15 protein-coding genes are annotated in these 22,208 nt (G+C 37.8%); 14 read left to right on the top strand and 1 reads right to left on the bottom strand.

Features of this window, described 5'->3' with window-relative positions; all coding sequences use genetic code 11:
• The first annotated feature begins 64 nt into the window (after positions 1 to 64).
• A complete protein-coding gene (locus tag KO513_RS17345; RefSeq protein WP_215914509.1) occupies positions 65 to 1,525 on the top strand; it encodes an FG-GAP repeat domain-containing protein in 1,461 nt (486 codons plus the stop codon).
• A gap of 2 nt (positions 1,526 to 1,527) precedes the next feature.
• Here the strand turns inward: KO513_RS17345 and KO513_RS17340 are convergent, their stop codons facing one another.
• Positions 1,528 to 2,112: a transglycosylase domain-containing protein gene (locus KO513_RS17340; RefSeq protein ID WP_215914508.1), complete on the bottom strand. Its 585-nt coding sequence runs from the start codon at positions 2,110 to 2,112 to the stop codon at positions 1,528 to 1,530.
• Positions 2,113 to 2,303: 191 nt separating this feature from the next.
• Here KO513_RS17340 and KO513_RS17335 point away from each other — a divergent pair, with 191 nt between their 5' ends.
• From KO513_RS17335 to KO513_RS17275, 13 genes are all read left to right on the top strand, one after another.
• Entirely contained in the window at positions 2,304 to 5,684 is a 3,381-nt protein-coding gene (locus tag KO513_RS17335) for a VCBS repeat-containing protein (RefSeq protein WP_215914507.1), read from the top strand.
• Positions 5,685 to 5,688: 4 nt separating this feature from the next.
• Entirely contained in the window at positions 5,689 to 7,332 is a 1,644-nt protein-coding gene (locus tag KO513_RS17330; protein WP_215914506.1) for a tetratricopeptide repeat protein, read from the top strand.
• A gap of 90 nt (positions 7,333 to 7,422) precedes the next feature.
• The gene (locus KO513_RS17325) at positions 7,423 to 8,214 is read left to right on the top strand and encodes an IclR family transcriptional regulator (protein ID WP_215914505.1); all 792 of its coding nucleotides are present in this window, start codon (positions 7,423 to 7,425) and stop codon (positions 8,212 to 8,214) included.
• A gap of 428 nt (positions 8,215 to 8,642) precedes the next feature.
• A complete protein-coding gene (locus KO513_RS17320; RefSeq protein ID WP_215914504.1) occupies positions 8,643 to 11,825 on the top strand; it encodes a SusC/RagA family TonB-linked outer membrane protein in 3,183 nt (1,060 codons plus the stop codon).
• A gap of 18 nt (positions 11,826 to 11,843) precedes the next feature.
• The gene (locus KO513_RS17315; RefSeq protein ID WP_215914503.1) at positions 11,844 to 13,592 is read left to right on the top strand and encodes a RagB/SusD family nutrient uptake outer membrane protein; all 1,749 of its coding nucleotides are present in this window, start codon (positions 11,844 to 11,846) and stop codon (positions 13,590 to 13,592) included.
• Positions 13,593 to 13,647: 55 nt separating this feature from the next.
• Positions 13,648 to 14,019 (top strand): helix-turn-helix domain-containing protein, encoded by a 372-nt coding sequence (locus tag KO513_RS17310; protein WP_215914502.1) that lies wholly within the window; start codon positions 13,648 to 13,650, stop codon positions 14,017 to 14,019.
• A 45-nt stretch (positions 14,020 to 14,064) separates the two neighbouring features.
• Positions 14,065 to 15,288, top strand: coding sequence for a glycoside hydrolase family 117 protein (locus tag KO513_RS17305; RefSeq protein ID WP_215439252.1), 1,224 nt, complete (start codon positions 14,065 to 14,067; stop codon positions 15,286 to 15,288).
• A 15-nt stretch (positions 15,289 to 15,303) separates the two neighbouring features.
• Positions 15,304 to 16,320 carry a zinc-dependent alcohol dehydrogenase gene (locus tag KO513_RS17300; RefSeq protein WP_215439254.1) on the top strand — a complete coding sequence of 339 codons (1,017 nt, stop codon included), beginning with the start codon at positions 15,304 to 15,306 and terminating at the stop codon, positions 16,318 to 16,320.
• A gap of 30 nt (positions 16,321 to 16,350) precedes the next feature.
• The gene (locus KO513_RS17295) at positions 16,351 to 17,115 is read left to right on the top strand and encodes an SDR family NAD(P)-dependent oxidoreductase (RefSeq protein ID WP_215914840.1); all 765 of its coding nucleotides are present in this window, start codon (positions 16,351 to 16,353) and stop codon (positions 17,113 to 17,115) included.
• Positions 17,116 to 17,157: 42 nt separating this feature from the next.
• Positions 17,158 to 18,552: a sulfatase gene (locus tag KO513_RS17290; protein ID WP_215914501.1), complete on the top strand. Its 1,395-nt coding sequence runs from the start codon at positions 17,158 to 17,160 to the stop codon at positions 18,550 to 18,552.
• Between the two features lie 4 nt (positions 18,553 to 18,556).
• On the top strand, positions 18,557 to 20,011 hold the full coding sequence (gene aldA / locus KO513_RS17285) for an aldehyde dehydrogenase (RefSeq protein ID WP_252735937.1): 1,455 nt from the start codon (positions 18,557 to 18,559) through the stop codon (positions 20,009 to 20,011).
• Positions 20,012 to 21,106, top strand: a complete 1,095-nt coding sequence (locus KO513_RS17280) for a mandelate racemase/muconate lactonizing enzyme family protein (protein ID WP_215914500.1) — start codon at positions 20,012 to 20,014, stop codon at positions 21,104 to 21,106.
• A 31-nt stretch (positions 21,107 to 21,137) separates the two neighbouring features.
• Entirely contained in the window at positions 21,138 to 22,181 is a 1,044-nt protein-coding gene (locus KO513_RS17275) for an aldose epimerase family protein (RefSeq protein ID WP_215914499.1), read from the top strand.
• The last annotated feature ends 27 nt before the right edge of the window (positions 22,182 to 22,208 follow it).

Raw genomic sequence — 22,208 nt, 5'->3', positions numbered from 1 at the left:
AGCGTTATTTTAGAGTAACCTTTTATAACAAAAAACAAGAATTTTTAAAAATCAAAGACTTTAAATGAACGGAATAACTAATTGGAATATTAATATCATTTTTGGAATCATAACTTTTTGTTTTCTAGTGAGCTGTACCGAGAAGGATAGGCATGAAGAAGGCGAGAAATTGGCCAAGGTTCATTGTGCATCATGTCATATGTACCCGGCTCCTTTAACCTTGCCTCGGCGAATTTGGGGAGAAATGATATTACCTAATATGGGCTTAAAAATGGGTATGTCCCACGGTCCCATTTATAGTTATGAGAATTCGGGAACTCAAATCAATTTGGACCCTATGCTTACTCAAGAAGAATGGGATAAAATAGTTCATTACTATTTAAATAAATCAAGTAATGATTATTCGCAACGTTCGGTTAAAAATCTAGAAATAAGCAGCTTGTTCAAAACGCATCTGTTTTCTTATGATTCTCTATCCGTTATTTCCATGACTTTTTATGATAGTAAAAAACAAAAAGTTTTTTTGGGGAATGCTAGTTCTTCTGAGTTACTTACGGCAGATAACGAAGGCCGAATCCTTAACACTGAGAAATTGGAAAGTCCGCCGGTTAAGATAGCCTTTAAGGATTCTCTGGATTATATTTTAACCATTGGAAGCATGAACCCGTCCGATGTGGCAAACGGCAAATTAAAAATTGGCAGTAAAAGTATAGATAGTTTAAGGAGACCTGTAGATTTTTTAATTCATGATGTTAATTCTGACGGATATGATGATGTATTTATATGTAATTATGGCAACAATATTGGTGATTTTTCTCTATTCGAGAATTTAAAAAATGGAACTTACAGCAAAAAGATAATTCATCCTTTGTCCGGAGCAATAAAGGTGCAAATGGCTAATATGGACGACGATGATGAAGATGAAATTGTGGTTTTGTTTGCTCAAGAACATGAATATATCATGATTTGGGATTACGAGAATAATATCTTTAGTGGTCAAAAAGTGGTTCAATTTCAACCAGCCTTTGGCTCTGTAGATTTTCAATTAAGAGATATGAATGGTGATGGGCTAAAGGATATTATTATAGGTAATGGTGACAATTCAGACCTATCTACGGTTCTTAAAAATTTTCATGGAGTACGGGTTCTATTGAATAAAGGCAATAAAAGGTTTACTGAAGATTATTTCCATCCTATTCACGGAGTAAGTAAAGTAGTGGTAGAAGATTTTGATTTAGATGGATATAACGATATTGTTGCAATTTCAAATTTTGGCAATTTTACAGATTCAAATTTTAAAAGTGTTCAACTTTTATTGAATGAAGGAGAATTAAAATTCACACCAAAATCTATTAATGGTCTACCAGATTTTAGATGGCAAACAATAGATGTAAAAGACTATGATACTGATGGTGATTTAGACCTTTTTTTAGGAGCGTTTAATTTGGATATTGGGCCAAAAGAGTCAAGTATTTCTAGTAATCAAAATATTTCCTGGGTAAGATTAGAAAACACTTTGCATTGAGTTTAATGCAAATCCTCATTAGACCGATCAGGAACATTTATAATACTAGGTTTGCGCATTAATGCGATGATGTCTTTAAGCTCCCTTTCGCTAAGTTTAGAAGCTTCTTTCTTGTAATAAAAATTGGCAACCTCATTTATTCCATGGATGTAGAGGTCAAATTTATAATTTTCAAGAACCCAATTCAAGCATTCTTTTTGAGTTGTCTCTTCTTCTAATTTCCAAGCTAGAACGTAAGCCTTTTTGTTTGACAATCTTGTAGTATCTTCTTCCTGTCGGCTGTATTCCGAAATCATAGCGGCCAAAAGGCTTGGGCTTTTGATAAAGTCTTTTGAAAAAAAACCTTTCCCTAATTGTTGATTTAAGCTAGAAGTTAAAATTTTGGGGTGTTCTTGTTCGTACAATTCATAAAATTGGTCCGGTAACTCTTTTGCGAACTTTACTTTGGTAACAAATTCTGTCAATTCTTTTTCACTAATAAAATTATCCCAAGTGCTCCTCAAATAATAATAGTAACCAATAAAAATCACGAGAAAAGTGACCAATACAAAAAAAGCAGATTTCAGTATTTTTTTCTTTGAAGTCATGATATTTATTCTTTAGCTCGGATGGTTTTATGCAGAAAACGAATCTAATTAATTATCAATTTATCACCAAATTATAGACCGGTCAAATAGAGGTTGCTTTAATCTATAAAAATGGCTATAGAATAAGGCTTTTAGCATTAAACTTTGTATTTTGTGGGGAACAAACCAGCAAATTTTTTAAATTATTTTTTATGGTTCTCTCCAAAATAAATTACGGGCTAAAAAGTTCAGTTTTTTATATTTTTTCAAGCTTGGTTTCTCTAGCTTTTTTCTCGTGTGGAAACACGAAAGACGATAAAGAAAAGGTAAGTGAAAAAACTCTAAAAGAGTATTTGTTCACTTCAATATCTTCGGAACAAACAGGCATTGATTTTGTAAATCATCTAGAGGAATCATTAGAGTCCAATTACTATAAATACATGTACACCTATATTGGAGGAGGTGTTGCTGTGGGGGATATAAATAATGATGGTTATGATGATATTTATTTTACCTCAAATTCATCTGATGATAAATTATATCTTAATACGGGAAATCTCAAGTTCAAAGACATTACGGAAGTAGCAGGTATTGAGCAAAAACCTGGTTTTAATACTGGTGTGACCATGGTTGACGTTAACGGAGACGGACTTTTAGATATCTACGTATCTAGAGGCGGATGGAAGGATGAAGAGGGTAAATTCAAAAATCTACTTTATATTAATAATGGACCTTCTGGGGAAACAGGTGTTTCTTTCACGGAGCGTGCCGAAGAAATGGGGCTGGCCGATGCCAACAGAACCATTCAGGCTACTTTCTTTGATTTTGATAAGGATAATGATTTGGACGTTTATATTTCAAACACTCCGGATATAACCAGTAGAACGAAAATAATAGATTTAAATAAAGTTCAAAATGATCCTAAAAGTTTAGAGTTAAAGGGAAGTGATAGGCTCTATCAGAATGATGGAACGGGACATTTTACGGATATCTCCAAGAAAGCGGGTCTGCTTTATGATATAGGTTTTGGCTTGAATCCTCAAGTGGGCGATTTAAATAATGATGGTTGGGACGATATTTACATCAGCAATGATTTTAATGTGCCTGATTTGGCTTACGTCAATAATGGGGATGGGACTTTTACTGAGTCTAGGGATAAATTGTTTAAGCATATGTCCTTCAATAGCATGGGTAGTGATATGGCAGATATTGATAATGATGGGCTTCTGGATTTAATGACCTTGGATATGAACCCGCAAGATTATGTGCGGTCTAAAACTACCATGGCCATGACATCTGTGGCGGACTTTGAAAGTATGGTAGAAAATGGGTATCACCACCAATACATGCATAATATGTTACAGGTCAACAACGGTAATGGTGCTTTTAGTGAGATTGGAAACATGGCCGGTATAGCCAATACAGACTGGAGTTGGGCACTTTTGTCTGCTGATTTTGATTTGGATGGTTTTAATGATGTTTTCGTTACTAACGGTGTGTTTAGAGATGTTATTGACCGAGATAAAAACAATGAAATTTTAGAAATTTTACGAACCAACAAAAGAAAACCTACGGATGAGGATTTTCTAAAATTTGCACAGATGCTACCACAACAAAAACTAAGGAATTTTTTCTTTAGGAATAATGGGGATTTAACTTTTGAGGACACAAGTGAATCTTGGGTAGATAGTGCGCCCTCATTTTCTAATGGAGCGGCATATGCAGATTTTGATAATGACGGAGATCTGGATATAGTTGTAAATAACATAAACGATAAAGCTACTTTTTTAGAAAATAGAGCCGTTGATAATCAGCGTAAGCACTATTTGGAGTTAGACTTGATTGCTGCCGGAAATAATACTTTTGGAGTTGGCGCTAGCGTAAATTTATACTTTGATGATGGTACAAAGCAAACTCGCCAAGTTACGCCAACAAGAGGGTTTTTGTCTTCTGTTCCAAGCTCCCTTTACTTCGGTCTCGGGAAACATTTATCCGTAAAACGGCTGGAGGTTATTTGGCCTGACGGAAAAATTCAGGAATTGAAAAATGTTGATGCCAATCAATCCTTGCAGTTAAATTATCGCTTAGCAGAAACTAAAATAAATGAGAATAGTACGGGAGATTTACTTTTTACCAAAGTCACTTTTGATTACCATCATTCAGATCCGTACTTCAATGACTTTGACTTGCAGGTTCTTCTACCCCATAAATTATCACAACTGGGTCCCGCTTTGGCAAAAGGAGATGTTAATGGAGATGGGCAAGAAGATATATTCATTGGCGGGGGAAGAGAGCAAACAGGGCGGCTACTGGTAAATACATCGGGTTCATTTAAGAATATAGCTTCCCAAGCTCTTATAGGTGATAAGGGGTATGAAGATATTGGCGCCGCTTTGTTTGATGCAGACGGAGATGGGGATAATGATCTTTATGTAGCTAGCGGTAGTTATGAGTTTAAAGAAAACCCAAGGATGTTGGTAGATAGGTTGTATTTGAATGATGGTAAGGGAAATTTCAGGAAAGCTGAAAATGCAATTCCTGAAGTAGGTATCTCCGGTTCTGTAGTAGTGCCATCTGATTATGATAATGATGGCGATATTGATTTATTTATAGGCGGAAGACTTATTACGGGCAAATATCCGCATCCTGCAAGCAGCTTACTTTTGATTAATGATGGAGGTAAATTTACGATACAAAATGATAGGTTGGCCCCTGAATTACAAGGGTTAGGTTTAGTAACTGACGCTAAATGGATTGACATAAATAATGATCAACAAGTAGATTTGGTAATAACGGGAGAGTGGATGGGAATTCAGGTTTTTCTAAATGAGAACAATAAACTTAAGCGTAGTGACGCATACCCAGAATTGGCAAATGCAGTAGGTTGGTGGAACGAGCTCTTAGTTGAAGATATAGATGGGGATGGTGATAAAGATATTGTTGCAGGCAATTTAGGCCTCAATTCAAAATTTCACGCTTCTTATGAGAAACCGTTTGAAATCTATACGTCAGATTTTGATATGAATGGATCTGAAGATGTTATTCTTGCCAAGGAATATGATGGCAAACAGGTTCCCATTAGGGGTAAGGGGTGTATGACTCAGCAGTTACCGCATTTAGCGCAAACCATACCAACTTATACTGATTTTGCTAGTAAGGATTTAAAGGGAATAATGGGCGAAGGCCTGCAGACCGCACTCCACTATAAGGCTACAGAGTTTAGGTCGGGAATATTTAAGAACGATGGTGATAAGTTCAGTTTTGAGCCATTTGAAAATAGATTGCAAATAGCGCCTATTAACAGTATTTTATTTGAAGATTTTGACGATGATGGTCTTAAGGATTTAGTATTGGCCGGTAATAATTATCAGTCCGAAGTAGAAACTACACGGTCCGATGCAGGAGTAGGAAGTTTCTTGAAAGGTAATGGTAAGGGAAAATTCCGCTATACTAATAGCTTACAGTCTGGCTTTTTTGCCGATAAAGATGTTAGGAATATAACGAGTTTGAGTACAAAAAAAGACAGTTATCTACTAGTAATCAATAATAATGACCTTCACGATTTGTTTAGGGTAAATACCGTGACCAATTAAAAGTATGCGGCTGTTTACAATAATTATACGGTTTTTCTCATTTTTCTTTTTGGGTTTTTTGGCAACGGAAAACATGGTTGCACAAGATGATTTTCAGAAAGAAAATGATTCTTTGGTAGAAGTATTTTTTAGTGAAACCAAAAAACTAAGACGTGATAACCCGGATAGTGCTTTGGTACTTCTACAAGATAAGCATGAGGAATTTTTAAAAAGAGGAGATACGGTAAATGCCGTGAAAGCCTTGCTCGAAATGCCTTTTATTTATGGGCAGCACGTAGATTACACCAAATCTTATGATACGCTTTGGTTTGCATTATTCTTAGCGGATAAATCTAAAAATGATGAACTAAAGGCTTCTGTTTATAATTGGCTGGGAAGGCTATACAGTTTTTTTAAGCGGAAAGATCAAGCCTTGGAATATTTACAGACATCGCTAAATATTAATCGAAAACTAGTAGAAAAGGGACGGCTACAAGAGGCGGATTTGGTAATGAACTACTATCTGTTGAGTGCAACACATCGTGTATTGGGCCAGACTGAAATGGCAAAGGTTTATTTAGATAGTTGTTTTGGTCACTATGCCCCTGTAAGAGGTCAGTTACCTATGGCTTACCTTAATTTTGAAAAAGCCTTTCAGCTTTCAGAGAGTAACAAAAATGAAGAGGCTCTAGAAATATTAGAAGAAGTAGAGCCTTGGTTTATAGAAAACAGGCCTTCCTATTTGGTTTTGGTATATTCTGATATGGGCGATGTTTATGCGAATCTATCCAATTTCGGACAAGGAAAATTGTATTATAAAAAAGCTTTGGAAGTGTCCAGTAAATATAACAGTCACGTTGATTTTTCTTCTTTGGTACATGAAAAGTTAGCTACTCTGTTTGAAGAAAACGGAGAGTTTGAAAAAGCATTTGAAAATCAAAAAAAAGCTAAAGAAATAGATGCTCAGTTTTTTGATAGTAGAACAGCAATAAATCAAAGTTTGTTGGAAATCAAAGATGAATTTAGGGTTGAAAAAGAAAAGCAGGAACGCTTAGTTCAAAAGGAACGTTTAGAAAAATTAGAGCAAGCAGATGAAATCTACATGTTGCAACGAATAATTTTAATGGGTTCTTTGGTTTTCTTGATTATTATAGGGATTATATTTTTTAAATATCAAAAATCCAGACATCTGGCAGAAAAACAACTTATTAGGAAAAACAAGCAGCTGGAAATTAAAAAAGGTAAAGAGCTTCTAGCTTTAAAGAACAAAGAATTGGCAGTTACTGCTTTACAAATGGTTGAGAAAGATGAATTCTTAAAAGAAATCGCAGAGCGTCTAAAAGAAGCGGAAGGGAGCGTAGATAAGCCAGAAATTAAGCAAGTTTTAAAATCTATTTCTCACAATAAAAATGATAATTGGGAAGAATTTAGATTGAGATTTACTGCGGTAAACCAAGATTTTTATACTAAAATAACAACACTTTACCCCAAATTAAGTCAGGCAGACCAAAAAATATGTGCTTTGATTAAGCTCAATTTTTCCAGTAAGGAAATGGCTAGGCTTTTAGGTATTTCTGTAGAATCGGTGCACACCACTAGATATAGGTTACGAAAGAAAATGAAACTGAATAGGTCTGTAAATTTAGAGGAATATATATCGTCTATATAAGTAGATTTCAATGAAAATGCTTTTCATGTTAGTGAGATTTTTTATCAAAATATCAAGAAGAGTGTTAAATTGCGGGTATAATATTTTGTAATGAAGAAAGCGAAAGTAGAGATAAAATCAACTTATAATGTCCCTAATTTAGAAAGAGGTTTATCTATTATAGAATTGCTGGCTACCCGTACCAAGGGGTTGACCCTTGCAGAAATTATAGAAACACTTTCCATTACAAAGTCCAGTGCTTTTCGTATCGTAAGCACTTTGATTTTTAAAAATTATCTTCAGAAAAACGAAACAACCAAGAAAATTACACTCTCTAGAAAAATGCTCACCCTGGGAATTTCCTCCATGAACGAGCAGAGTATAGTAGAGCAGTCCATAGACGTAATGCGTGCGCTTCGCGATGAGTTAAAAGAATCGGTTATGCTGGGCGTGCTTTTAGGGGCTACGGGTACTATCTTGGAACAAGTTCCATCTTCGCATCCCGTAAAACTTTTTGTAGAACCGGGCACCCAATTTGATTTACATAGCTCCGTAGGAGGTAAATGTATTCTGGCCAATGTATCTGGAGAAGAGGCAGATGAAGCCTTAAGGGGAAAAACGTTAAGAAAATATACCGAAAACACTATTACTTCTAAAAAGGAATATAAAACCGTTCTTAAAGAGGTTAAGGCCAAGGGTTTTGCTGTGGATAACAGTGAAGACATACAGGGAATAAACTGTGTAGGTGCTCCCATTTTTAATGAACATGGTTACCCTGTAGCCGCACTTTGGATTACAGCCCCCTATGGACGTCTCCCGGCATCGGAATTTGAGGCTAAGGGCAAAATCGTTAAGCAATATGCATTGGAGATTTCTACAAAACTGGGGTATCTAACCCATTGATTCTTCTCCTTTTGTTTTCTATGCCGCTTATTTATTTCTGCTTAAATAGGTTTATAATCAGCTTAATAGGCTAAAATAATTCGAATTTTTCTACCGAATTATCTACTCCCATGTTAAAATCTAATTCTGCAAATACAAGAATTTAATGATTTTCAGGGTGTTTGTGAAAGAAATCTTAAAAAAACATAGGTTAATTATATTGATATATCAAAATTTATTTTATTTTTGGTTCAAATATAAAACTAGTTTCATATTTGAATTTTTTATAGTTTTTAATTTAGTTTAGAATATGACCCATAAGATGAAGTGACTCATTGGGAACAGTGAGTTTTTTTATTGGCCATATTTAGTCACGATTTTTTTAAGAAAAACCATGTTTTTTATCATGGAAATATTTTAAACAACTCTCTCAACTTAAACGAATGAAAATGAAATCTTTAGAATTTATTAAAATGGGAGCTTGCCTATCCATTTTTTTCTTGTTTTCGAGTTACGTTTCGGCGCAAGAAACTATTACTGGAACTGTTTCTGATCCACAAGGACCCATTCCTGGGGCCAATATTCTAATTGAAGGAACATCAATTGGAACTCAAACCGATTTTGACGGAAATTTTAGTATAGAAGCATCATCTACTGATGTTCTTGTTATTTCTTACCTTGGTTATGCCACACAAAAAGTTAATGTGGGGAGTAAGACCATTCTTAATATTAGTCTATCTGCCGATCAGCAGCAACTTGATGAAGTTGTGGTAATTGGTTATGGAACTAGAAGTAAAGGTACATTGACCAGTGCTGTAGCTACTGTAGATGAGAATTATTTAGAGCAACAACCGGTATCTAATGTAAGTAAGGCGTTACAGGGTAGTGCTTCTGGTGTTACTACAATTAGTGCGTCTACTCCTGGTGGAGATGCGGAAGTACGTATCCGTGGAATGGGTACGATAAATAATAATGGCCCGCTATGGGTTGTTGATGGTGTTCAAGGAGCGCAATCGCCTCCTCCTGGGCAAATAGAATCCATTCAAATATTAAAAGATGCATCATCTACTGCAATTTATGGGGCCAGAGGTGCCAATGGTGTTATTTTGGTTACCACGAAAACAGGTAAGAAGAATCAAGCGGTTAAGCTAGATATCAGTGTGAAAACGGGTATGAGTTTTTCGGATGCCAAGTATGATATCATGACGGATCCTCAATTGATAGGAGAGATGTTATGGTTGGAGTTAGAGAATGATGGTTTGCCACAAACCAATCCTCATTACGGAAGTGGAGCAACACCGGTTCTTAATGAGTACTTGTATCCAAACGGAGGCGTTTCAGGTGCGGCCAATGTTAATCCTGCTTTGTACGATCAAGTAAATTACCCTATTACCAAATCAAATCCGCAAGGAACTGATTGGTTGGATGAAATATACCAACACGGTTTAATTCAGAATTACGATTTGTCTTTGATGGGGGGCTCTGAGAAAACCTCCTATTCCTTTCAAGCGGGTTTTCTTGAAGAAAATGGTATACTTAAGAATACGTCATTTAATAGGATTTCTTTCCGGTCTAACGTTGATTCCAATCCTTTTGAATGGTTGAATATTGGTCAGCGTTTAGGGGTTACTTACGGCGAAACCAAGGGCTGGGGCGGTAACAATTCACATAACAACTTATTCAATCAAATCTATTTAGCTAGTCCATTGGTTCCTGTTAGTGATATTGCTGGGAACTGGGCTGGTGGTGTTGTTGGCGGTGCTAATATCAATGATGGTCCTAATCCTGTAGGTTTTTTGGATAGGCTCAAAGATAATAGTAATAAAAAATACAATATTACCGGAAATATTTATGCAGCGATTAAACCTATTAAAAATGTAACCATCAAAACTTTGTTGGGTTATGATGTGGATTTGTTTAATAATTTTTCACCTTCTTTTGCAGCTTGGGAGCAAAATACTGGAGCTAAATCTACTACTCTTAATGAAAGTAGTGCTAATGAAACACGTTGGAACTGGACAAATACCTTTAACTATAAAAACACATTTGGAGAAAACCATAGCGTAGATTTTCTTTTTGGTATGGAATCTTCAAGAATAACGTATAGAACTATTTCTGCATCTAGGCAGGAGTACCTTTCTAATGACATTAATTTTTTGGTATTGGATGCAGGTGCTAGTAACCAGTTGAACAATGGTAGCGGATTTGCGTCTACATTATTTTCATATTTTTCTAGAATTAATTACGACTATGCAAAAAAGTATATTTTAGACCTTACTGTACGGCGTGATGGTTCTTCTCGTTTTGGTGCTGAAAATAGATATGGGATCTTTCCAGCCGTATCTTTAGGTTGGGTAGCGTCAAAAGAGAATTTTTTAAGTAGTACTGAAGACTGGCTCAGTTATTTAAAACTTAGAGCAAGCTGGGGGCAATCGGGTAATGATCAAATCGGGAATTATAATAGATTTACTACATATGAGTCGGACCCTGGATCATCTTATTATGCTATAGGTGGATTGGATAATACAATTTCTCAAGGATATCAGTCATTGGCAATTGGTAACCCAGAGGCAAAATGGGAAACTACTACGTCTACAAATATTGCTTTTGATGCAACTTTATTTAGAAAATTGGACTTGTCCGTAGATTTTTGGAAAAAGGATACCGAGGATATGTTGTTTCCAGTGGCAATTCCGCAAGTTGTGGGTGATGTTGTAGAACCTTCGGTAAATATAGGGGCTATGTCAAATAAAGGGGTAGATATATCACTTTCGTACCGTACTTCCGCATTAGATGATTGGTTTACCCTTAATATGTCAACCACGTTTACGGCTTATAAAAATGAGGTCACTAAACTTTCTGATAACGGGAATGAGTTTTTACAGGGGTTTCCAACACGTCAGCAAATCTATACTAGAACGGAAGTGGGAAGAGCTTTTCCCGAGTATTATGGTTATGTAGTTGATGGTATTTTTCAAACGCAAGGTGAAGCGGATGCACATGCTACAAATGGCACTTACAATGAACCGGGTAATTTAAAAATTAGAGATGTGGATGGGGATGGAGAGATTACTCCAGAAGATCGTACTTATATAGGTAATCCACATCCAGATTTTACAGCAGGTTTTCGTTTAGGTATGGGATTTGGAAATATTGATGTTTCGGCAACACTTTATGCTAGTGTGGGTAATGATTTGGCGAATTACACAAGTAGATTTACCAAATACGGACTTTTTGAAGGTCCAAATAGTCCAGAAAGATTATATAACTCGTGGGGAAGTCCTTACTTAGAAGATAATAACGATGCTACTTTACCTAAAGCATCTACTTCAACTTCATTTGAGCAAAACGCTTCAACGCTTTATATAGAGGATGGCTCTTTTTTACGTATTCAAAACCTACAGGTAGGTTATACCCTTCCTGATGAACTAATAGAAAAGTTACATCTTAAACATATGAAATTGTATGTAATTGGCTCAAATTTATTCACTTTTACCAAATACTCAGGGTTAGATCCTGAAATTAGTGCGAAGAGAGAAAATGGCGTTCCACAAGAAATTGATCGAGGGGTTGATGTGGGTACTTGGCCAATATCCAAACAGATCATGCTAGGATTAAATATCTCATTATAATTTAAAAAAATAGAACAGATGAAAAATAATATTTTTGCAAATAGTTTTGCCATCTTAATTTTGGTTTTGATATCCTCTTGTAGTGAAGACTTTCTTAACGAAGAGCCTGTAGGTACAGTAAACGAGGTGACACTTGTTAGTGAGGAAGGTATAAATGGGTTGCTTATAGGAGCTTATTCTTTAATTGATGGGTATTCTAGCAATGGTAGTCCAAATGGTGGTACGGGAGAAGCTTCTGGAACGAATTGGATTTGGGGAGATGTACCTTCTGATGATATGCATAGAGGAGATACTAACGGAGGTTGGTCTCAAATTAATGACATAGAACGATATGAAGTCAAATCTGATAATGAATGGTTGAGTGGTGCCTGGGGTATTAATTATGATGGAGTTGCACGCTCTAATGATGTTTTACGTGTTTTAGGTACGGCTGGAGAAGTAATATCAGCTGAAGTGAGTGACCAAATTGAAGCTGAAGCTAAATTTTTACGTGCATGGTTTCATTTTCAACTAAGAATTAAATTTGAAAAGGTTCCATATATCACCGAAGATGTTGATGCAGTTTTGGTTAAGAATGATAGAGAAATTTGGGATGATATAGAAGATGATCTTCAATTTGGAATTGATCATTTAGACCCAGCACCATCCGAAGTTGGTAGAGCGTCACAGTGGGCAGCAAAGGCATTGAAAGCCAGAGTTCATTTGTTTCAGAGCGAATTTGCAGAAGCAAAACCACTTTTAGATAACATTATTGAAGAGGGTCCTTTTCAATTAGAACCTCATTTTTACAATAATTTTGATGAAGAACATCAAAATAATGGTGAGAGTATTTTTGAAATTCAATATTCTGTAAACGACGGAGCGGGTGTACATAATTCCGGCGTTGATCACCAGACTTTGTATCCAAATGTTGAAGGGCTGGGTTATTCTTATAGTGCACCTTCTTTTGACCTTTTCAATGCATATAAGGTAGAAGATAATGGTCTTCCATTGTTAGATAGTTTTCAGGACGACCTTCTTTTGGAGGATTACCAAGTTTCAGATACAGAAGAATTTACACCAACCAATCAATTGTTAGACCCTAGGGTTGATTGGACTATTGGAAGAAGAGGTATCCCATTTTTAGATTGGGGACCAATGAGTGGAAGCGATTGGATGTCTGATCAATTGAATATGGGACCTTTTATGAATAAGAAGAACATGTTTTATAAGCGGAATAGAGGTGTAATTTCCACTGAGTCTGGTTATTGGGCTCCAGGTGTAAATGGTAATAATTTCAGGTTGTTGAGGCTTGGCCACGTATTGCTATGGAGAGCGGAGGTTGCGGTAGAGGAAAATGATTTACCTACAGCTGTTGCATTGGTAAATCAGATTAGACAGAGAGCAGCTGATGATATTGTAATGGGTAAAGTATCTAATACTACTTTTGAAGAAGGTAATCCTATTATAGTAGATGACTCACAACCTGCGGCAAACTATAAATTAGGACTCTACGATTCTTTTCCTAGTGTAGAATATGCTCGGATGGCTGTAAGGCACGAAATGAGATTAGAATTTGCACTCGAAGGAATGCGTTTCTATGATCTAGTGAGATGGGGAATTGCTGATAGCACTTTAAACAATTATTTGTCCAGTGAATTGAAAGATAATAAATTGCCATGGTTATCTGGCAGTTCTTTTACCTCTGGAAAAAACAATTATTGGCCAATTCCACAAGTACAATTAGATCTTCAGCCAGGCGTGTTGACACAGAACTCTTCGCTTTAAAACATTTAAGTGAAGGATTGAAAAAACGATTAAACTGGAAGAAAGAAAAGAACTGATGAGACAAGGTGAACTAGAGGTTTTATCATTAAATACAGATAGCAGGGAGTTTCTAAACAGAATCTCCCTGCTTATCGATGAAAATATGTCCGATGATACCTATTGGGTAGATGACCTTTCTTTTGATATGAATACAAGTAGGTCTACGTTTTTTAGAAAATTAAAAAAACTTACAGGTCATGCCCCAAAAGATTATATGAAAAATATAAGGCTTTTAAGGGCTGGTGAGTTGTTGGAAAAAGGGCAATTACGCATTGCGGAGGTAAGTTATCAAGTAGGGTTTAGTGACCCCAATTATTTTAGTAAATGTTTCAGAAGATTTTATGGTACCTCACCTTCTGATTATAGCATGTTAAGCAGTGCCAGTTAGTAAAGAAATAGGTATATTTAATTATAGATCAAGTAACCGATAATCATGAACAAATACTCACATTTTTTAATTCTTGCTGCGGTGCTAGTTTCGGCCTGCAACTCTCCCAAAACATCTAATGAAATGAAATCTACCACAGATTGTGATGATAAGGTAACTTTTACCGCAGAACAAATAGACCATCTTGGTATAACGGACACAAACCATTTAAGTGCAGCATCAAAAAGAGCTTTAAAGTGGCCAACGGATTTGGGTAATGAATGGTTTATTCAGTTTGGTCCACTTCAACCTTTAAAAGGGGATTTGGCTTATGAAGAGGGTGTTGTTCGTCGTGATCCAAGTGCTATTATTAAGGAAGACGGTAAGTATTACGTTTGGTATACAAAAAGTACGGGTCCAACCCAAGGTTTTGGTGGTGATATTGAAACGGAAAAAGTGTTTCCTTGGGACCGTTGCGATATTTGGTATGCAACTTCTGAAGATGGGTGGACGTGGAAAGAAGAAGGTCCTGCAGTTACTAGAGGTGAAAAGGGCGCTTATGATGACCGTTCTGTCTTTACTGTAGAGATTATGAAATGGGAAGATAAATATTACCTCTGCTATCAAACGGTAAAATCCCCATATAATGTTCGGGTAAAGAATCAAGTAGGCCTGGCTTGGGCAGATTCACCAAACGGACCATGGACCAAAAGCGAAGAGCCTATTTTGAGCCCTGCGGATAATGGAATTTGGAAAGGTGAGGAGCAAAACCGCCATTTAGTTGAGAAAAAGGGAGATTTTGATAGTCATAAAGTTCATGATCCTTGTATTTTACCGTATAAAGGAAAATTCTATTTGTACTACAAAGGAGAGCAAATGGGAGAGGAAATTACTTTTGGTGGAAGACAAATTCGTCATGGGGTGGCAATAGCGGATAATCCTAAAGGACCGTATGTAAAATCACCTTATAACCCGATCAGTAATAGTGGTCATGAAATCTGTGTATGGCCTTACAATGGCGGTATAGCATCTTTGATAACTACAGACGGTCCGGAAAAAAACACCCTTCAGTGGGCACCGGACGGTATCAATTTTGAAATTAAATCTGTAATTCCGGGAGTTAATGCACATGCCATTGGTTTGAATAGGACGGCAGATGTTGAAAAAGAACCTACGGAAATTTTAAGATGGGGTTTAACACACGTTTATAATAATAGTGATTATCAAAGTATAATGCGGTTTTCTTCAGAGAGAAAAACGTCTCACACAGCAAAAGGCGAATCTAAATAATAGAGAATATAGTTAATGAAAGCAACAGTTTATAAAGGAAACAAAACGTTTTCTGTAGTAGAAAAGGAGATTGAAGAACCTGTAAAAGGTGATGTTAGGATCAAAGTGGCTTACTCAGGGGTGTGTGGTACGGATGTGCACATCTATCATGGTATGATGGATAAAAGGGTTTCCATGCCTCAGACCATTGGTCATGAGATGTCCGGGGTTATTGATGCTGTGGGAGAAGGTGTAGAAGGTTTTGAAGTGGGGGACAAGGTAGTTGTTCGTCCTTTAGATGATCGTAAGGTTAAGGCTTCTGATAAAGGATTTAATCATATTTGTGAAGAATTAAAATTCATTGGTATTGATAGTCCGGGTTCTATGCAACAATATTGGAACGTACCTTCATTTGTACTTCACAAATTAAAAGCAGAAACCGATTTAAAATTGGCCGCATTAATAGAGCCATTATCGGTTGCTACGCATGATGTTCGTAGAAGCGGATTGGTTGCAGGGGAAACTGCAGTTGTTCTGGGTGGCGGACCAATAGGTCTTTTGGTGGCTATGGTTGCCAAAGATGTAGGGGCAAATGTTATTATTTCGGAAGTAAACGAAAAGCGTATTGCCAAAGCTGAGTCTATGGGGTTACATGCCGTAAATCCTATGAAAGTTGATTTGGTTGAATATGTTAAGGAGCAAACCGATAATCGCCGTGCAGATGTAGTTTTTGAAGTTGCAGGTGTACAGCCCGCTTTGGATATTATGTGCGAGGTAGCCGGTATTCGTGGTAGAATATTGATGGTAGCTATTCACGGAGAGAAGAAGCCAGTGGACCTTTTCAAATTTTTCTGGAAAGAGCTTAGTTTGATCGGAGCCCGAGTTTACGAGAAAGAAGATTACGAGAAATCCATTCAGCTTATTACGGAGAATAAACTTCCTTTTGAAGATATGATAACGGACGTACAGCCGCTGACCAATATTCAACAAGTTTTTGAGAACATAGATAATAATCCTGACGGTATGAAAGTACTAATGGACTGTCAACAATAATTAAGAGAATCAACGCATAAGAAAATGAGCATATTAAATCAATTTAGCCTAAAAGGTAAAACAGCTTTAGTAACAGGTTGTAAAAGGGGTATTGGTAAGGCTATGGCCGTAGCATTGGCAGAAGCCGGAGCAGATATTATTGGTGTGAGTGCTTCTTTGGAGAAGCATGGAAGCATGGTAGAGCAAGAAGTAGAAGCTACCGGAAGAAAGTTTAAGGCCTATACGTGTGATTTCAGTAATAGGGAATCATTGTACGAGTTTATAAAAGAGGTGAAAAATGATTTCCCTAAAATTGATATTCTTGTCAACAACGCAGGTACTATTCTTCGTGCCCCTGCAGTTGAGCATTCTGATGAATACTGGGATAAGGTTATTGAAATCAACCAAACTGCACAATTCGTTTTAACTCGTGAAATAGGTAAGGAAATGGTAGCTCGCGGTGAAGGCAAGATTATTTTTACAGCTTCATTACTAACGTTCCAAGGAGGTATTACGGTACCGGGCTATGCCGCTAGTAAAGGGGCTATTGGCCAAATGACCATGGCTTTCGCCAATGAATGGGCTGGTAAAGGTGTTAATGTAAATGCTATAGCGCCAGGTTACATCAGTACGGATAATACTGAGGCACTAAGAAATGATCCGGATAGGTCTGCATCTATCTTGTCTAGAATACCAGCAGGTAGATGGGGCAAGCCAGAAGATTTTGCAGGACCTATAGTCTTTTTAAGTTCAGATGCTGCAGCTTATATGAGCGGTGTTACCATGTTGGTAGACGGCGGTTGGATGGGTAGATAATCAACTCAAGAAGAACAAAAGATCCAATAATAAATACGGAAAATGAAATTGCCAAGACAGGTTTTCTTGCTCTTTGCGTCCCTTTTTATGCTTTTAAATGGCTGGGCACAAGACAAACCGAACATAGTTTTTATACTATCGGATGATGCTGGATACGCAGATTTTGGGTTTCAGGGAAGCAAAGAATTTAAGACCCCTGAACTTGATAAATTCGCTAAAAATTCGGTGCGTTTTACCCAGGCATATGTTTCTGCGGCCGTATGTGGTCCCTCACGAGCGGGACTGCTGACAGGAAAATATCAGCAGAAATTCGGGTTTGAAGAGAACAATGTTCCTGGGCTTATGAGTAAAAGCGGATTCACCGGAGATGATATGGGGCTTCCGCTGGATCAAAAGACTGTGGCAGATTACCTTAAAGAGCAAGGCTACAAAACAGCCTTGTTCGGCAAGTGGCATCAAGGCAATGCAGACCGGTTTCACCCTACTAAAAGAGGTTTTGATGAATTTTATGGTTTCCGCGGAGGCGCAAGAAGTTATATGCCTTACGGAACGGAAAATCAACTTAAAAGAAATGAGGATAGGTTAGAAAGAGGTTTTGGGGAGTATGAAGAATATGAAGGTTACCTAACGGATGGATTAGCAGATGAAGCTATTTCATTTATGGAAAGGAACCAAAAAAACCCCTTTTTTATCTATTTGTCCTTCAACGCGGTACACACCCCAATGGAGGCAAAGGAAGAAGATTTGGTAAAGGTTCAGGACCTAACGGGTAAGAGAAAAACATTGGCGGCTATGGCTATCGCTATGGATAAAGCCTGTGGCAAAGTTTTAAACCGAATTAAGGAATTGGGTCTGGATAAAAATACTCTTATTGTTTTTACAAATGATAATGGCGGACCGTCTGATTCAAACGAATCCTCTAACCATCCGTTAAGTGGTACCAAAGCAAACCATTTAGAAGGTGGCATTCGCGTTCCTTTTTTAATGTCATGGCCGGGTAAATTAAACCCAAATACCGTTTATGACAACCCAATCAGCACACTAGATTTACTACCAACTTTTGTTACTGCAGCTGGTGGTAATGTAAGTGATATTAAAGGTTTGGACGGTGTGGACCTTATTCCGTTTCTAACGGATACCAAAACGGGAAAACCGCATGAGACCCTGTATTGGAAGAAAGAGGCTAGAGGAGCTATTAGGCATAACGACTGGAAATTGGTACGCTTTCCTGATCGTCCTGCAGAACTTTATAATATTAAAGAGGATATCTCCGAGGTTAACGATTTGGCCACGGAGCACCCTGAGAAAGTACGGGAACTTTACGATATGCTTTTTGATTGGGAACTTACTTTAGAACGACCGCTTTGGCAACTCGAAAGAAGGTTTGAGGGCAAAGCAGCAACAAGAATGGACACATATAGAAAACATAAATCATAACATCATGTCAGCAATTAAAGAATACCAACTATTTATAGACGGAAAATGGGTGACATCTACGTCTGGAGAAACCATTGACATTGTAAACCCTTCTACAGAGGAAATTGTAGCACGGGTTCAAAACGGAACCGTAGAAGAGGCGCAACAAGCACTTCTTGCAGCGGATAAAGCTCAAAAGGAGTGGAAAAAACTACCTGCGCGTTCACGTGCGGAGTTATTGTACAAATTGGCAGATGAGATAAAGGCTAATTCAGATTTCTTGGCCGAGCTTTTGGTAAAGGAGCAAGGAAAGTTGTTGAAAGTAGCAAAGGGCGAAGTTGCCGTTACGGCCTCATTTATTGAGTATGCCTGTGAAGGAGCAAGAAGAATAGAAGGAGATATTGTTCCTTCGGATAATCCAAATGAGCAAATCTGGATTCAAAAAATACCTCGCGGGGTAGTGGTTGCTATAACGGCTTGGAATTTTCCGTTAGCATTGGCAGGACGTAAGTTAGGACCAGCTTTGGTTGCAGGAAATACTATCGTTATCAAGCCAACTTCAGAAACACCGCTAGCAACACTTGAGTTGGGTAATTTGGCCAAAAAAGTGGGTATTCCAGATGGTGTTATCAATATTTTGACCGGTCCGGGTAGGGCTATGGGTAATGCACTTGTTGAAAGTCCTATTACCAAGATGGTAACAATGACCGGGTCTACTCCTGTGGGGCAGGCTATTGCAAGGAATGCTGCGGAAAACCTGACCCACGTTCAATTGGAACTGGGAGGTAAAGCACCATTTATTGTTTTTGAAGATGCGGATATTGATGCTGCTGTAGATTCAGCATTACATTCCCGTTTTGACAACTGTGGACAGGTTTGTACCTGTAACGAAAGAATGTATGTGCATGAAGGTATTTATGATACGTTCATGGAAAAATTCCTAGCGAAAACAAAGGCCATAAAAGTGGGAGATCCAATGTTGGAGGATACGGACATGGGGCCTAAAGTAAATGCTTCGGAATTAAAGCATATGGAGCATTTGGTAGCGGTAAGCCTTGAAGAAGGAGCTACTTTGGCTACCGGAGGCAAAAAACCGGAAGGAAGTGCTTTTGAAAAAGGATATTGGTTTGAACCAACCGTTTTGACCAACGTAACGCAGGATATGACCATTGTTCATGAAGAGTCTTTTGGACCTATCCTACCCGTATTGAAATTCAAAACTTTTGAAGAAGTGGTTGGATATGCCAATGACTGCGAATACGGTCTTGCGGCTATGGTGTTTACCAATGATATGAATACGATCATGAAATGTAACGATGAGCTTGAGTACGGCGAAATATACGTAAACAGAGGTCATGGAGAGCAACACCAAGGATTCCATAACGGCTACAAATTAAGTGGTTCTGGTGGTGAAGATGGTAAGTATGGCTTTGAGCAATACATGGAGAAAAAGACATTTTACATTAGACATAAGGCATAGATGAGCACAAGTATCAAATCGGTTGATTGTAAGTTGTTCAGGGTTCCGCTACCGGAAGTCATGAACGATGCCAAACACGGAGACCACACGCATTTTGAGTTGGTAACCTCTACCATTACTTTAGAGGATGGAAGTACGGGTACGGGCTACACGTATACAGGTGGAAAAGGCGGAAACGCCATTAAAGCCATGGTAGACCATGATATAGCTCCGGCATTGATAGGTAAGGACGGTACGGATGTAGAAGGAATTTATGATTTCCTAGAATGGCACATGCATTATGTAGGCCGCGGTGGAATAGTTTCTTTTGCTGTTTCTACAATTGATATTGCTTTGTGGGACATCCGCTGTAAAAAAGCAGAAAAACCACTTTGGCAAATGGCCGGTGGTGCTGGAAATACGTGCAAAGCCTATTGTGGTGGAATAGATTTACAGTTCCCTATTCCTAAGCTTTTGAAGAATATGGAAGGATATTTGGCCGCAGGTTTTAACGCGGTCAAGATTAAAATAGGGCGTGAAAACCTAGATGAGGATATTGAGCGCATCAAAGCAGTGCGTGAATTTATTGGTCCAGATGTAACGTTTATGGTAGATGCTAATTATTCCATGACCGTAGACAAAGCCATTGAAGCTATCAATCGCTTTAAAGAATACGATATTACATGGTTTGAAGAGCCTATTATACCTGATAATTACATGGGGTTCTCTCAAATTGCAGATGCCACGGGCTTTCCGTTGGCTATGGGCGAGAATTTACACACTATTCATGAATTTGAATATGCCATGGACCAGGCAAAACTATCTTTTGTACAACCGGATGCTTCCAATTGTGGTGGAATCACAGGTTGGTTGGCCGCAGCAAGATTAGCTGAAAAGCACAATATTCCGGTATGCTCTCACGGTATGCAGGAGCTACACGTAAGTTTGGTATCCGCACAGCCTAATTCGGGCTGGTTAGAGGTGCACAGTTTTCCTATTGACCAATATACCAAGAGGCCTTTAGTTGTTGAGAACCATCTTGCCGTAGCACCGGATTCACCGGGAACCGGAGTGGAGTTTGATTGGGAGAAACTAGCTCCATATCAATCTAAATAATAGCTATTAATATATCAAAACGCTTACGATAATGAAAACAACACAAACGGATTTTGGTGTATTGGACGGAGAAACGATTCACCAATACACATTGGAAAACGATAATGGGTTAACTGTAAAAATTTCTAATTACGGTGCTACCATTACTTCAATTCTTTTACCTCAAAAAGAGGGTGATACAGAAGAAATTGTTTGTGGTTTTGATTCGTTCAACGGTTATTTTTCCGATGCGTATAAAGCAAACGCTCCTTACTTTGGAGGTACGGTAGGTCGTTATTGTTCTCAAATAAAAGATGCCAAGTTTTCTCTGAACGAAAAGGAATATGAGTTAGCAAAAATTGTTGGAGAAAACAACCTTCACGGAGGTAAAGTTGGTTTTGATAAAAAAGTGTGGCAAGTAAATTCTTTCTCCAATGATGCGGCACGAATTGAAATGGAACTGAAAAGTGAGCATCTAGAGGAAGGTTTTCCAGGTAATGTAACGGTAAAGGTAACTTTTTCATTAACCGATGATAACGAGCTTAAAATAGAGTACAGGGCCATAAGTGACCAAGACACGCCTTTTACGATAACGAATCACACGTACTTCAATCTTTCGGGATTTTCTGAAAATATTGAAGGTCATTCGGTTATGGTAAATTCAGATCGCAAACAAGTGTGGGATGAGACGGGCGCTGCCACGGGAGAAAATGTTTCGGTAGATGGTAAAGCCGATGATTTACGGTCCGAAAAAACTATAAAAGAGGTTCATGATGCCATGGGTGATGGTTTTGAACATTTTTATCTGTTTGAGGACAAAGGATTTAAGCTTGATAAAGTGGCGGAAATTAAAGAACCTAAAAGTGGGCGTTCCATGGAGGTTTTTACTTCGGAACCGGGAATGTTATTGTATACCGGCAAATATACTTCTGATGAATTAAAACGTGAATCTGGGCTTCAGTACGGAAAATACCGTGGTTTCTGTTGTGAAACGCACCGCTATCCCAATGGTATGAATATTCCGGATGCTCCCAAAAGTATATTAAGGGCGGGGGAATCTTATGACAGTACCACTATTTTCAAATTCAACTGGTAAATAAAAAATGGTCCCGTTTGCAGTAAG

It is taken from the genome of Zobellia sp. B3R18 (assembly GCF_018860715.1).
In the GTDB taxonomy this organism is placed as follows: Bacteria; Bacteroidota; Bacteroidia; order Flavobacteriales; family Flavobacteriaceae; genus Zobellia; species Zobellia russellii.
The sequence above is the reverse complement of the archived record's forward strand: the minus strand, read 5'-3'. Positions and strand labels throughout refer to the sequence as shown.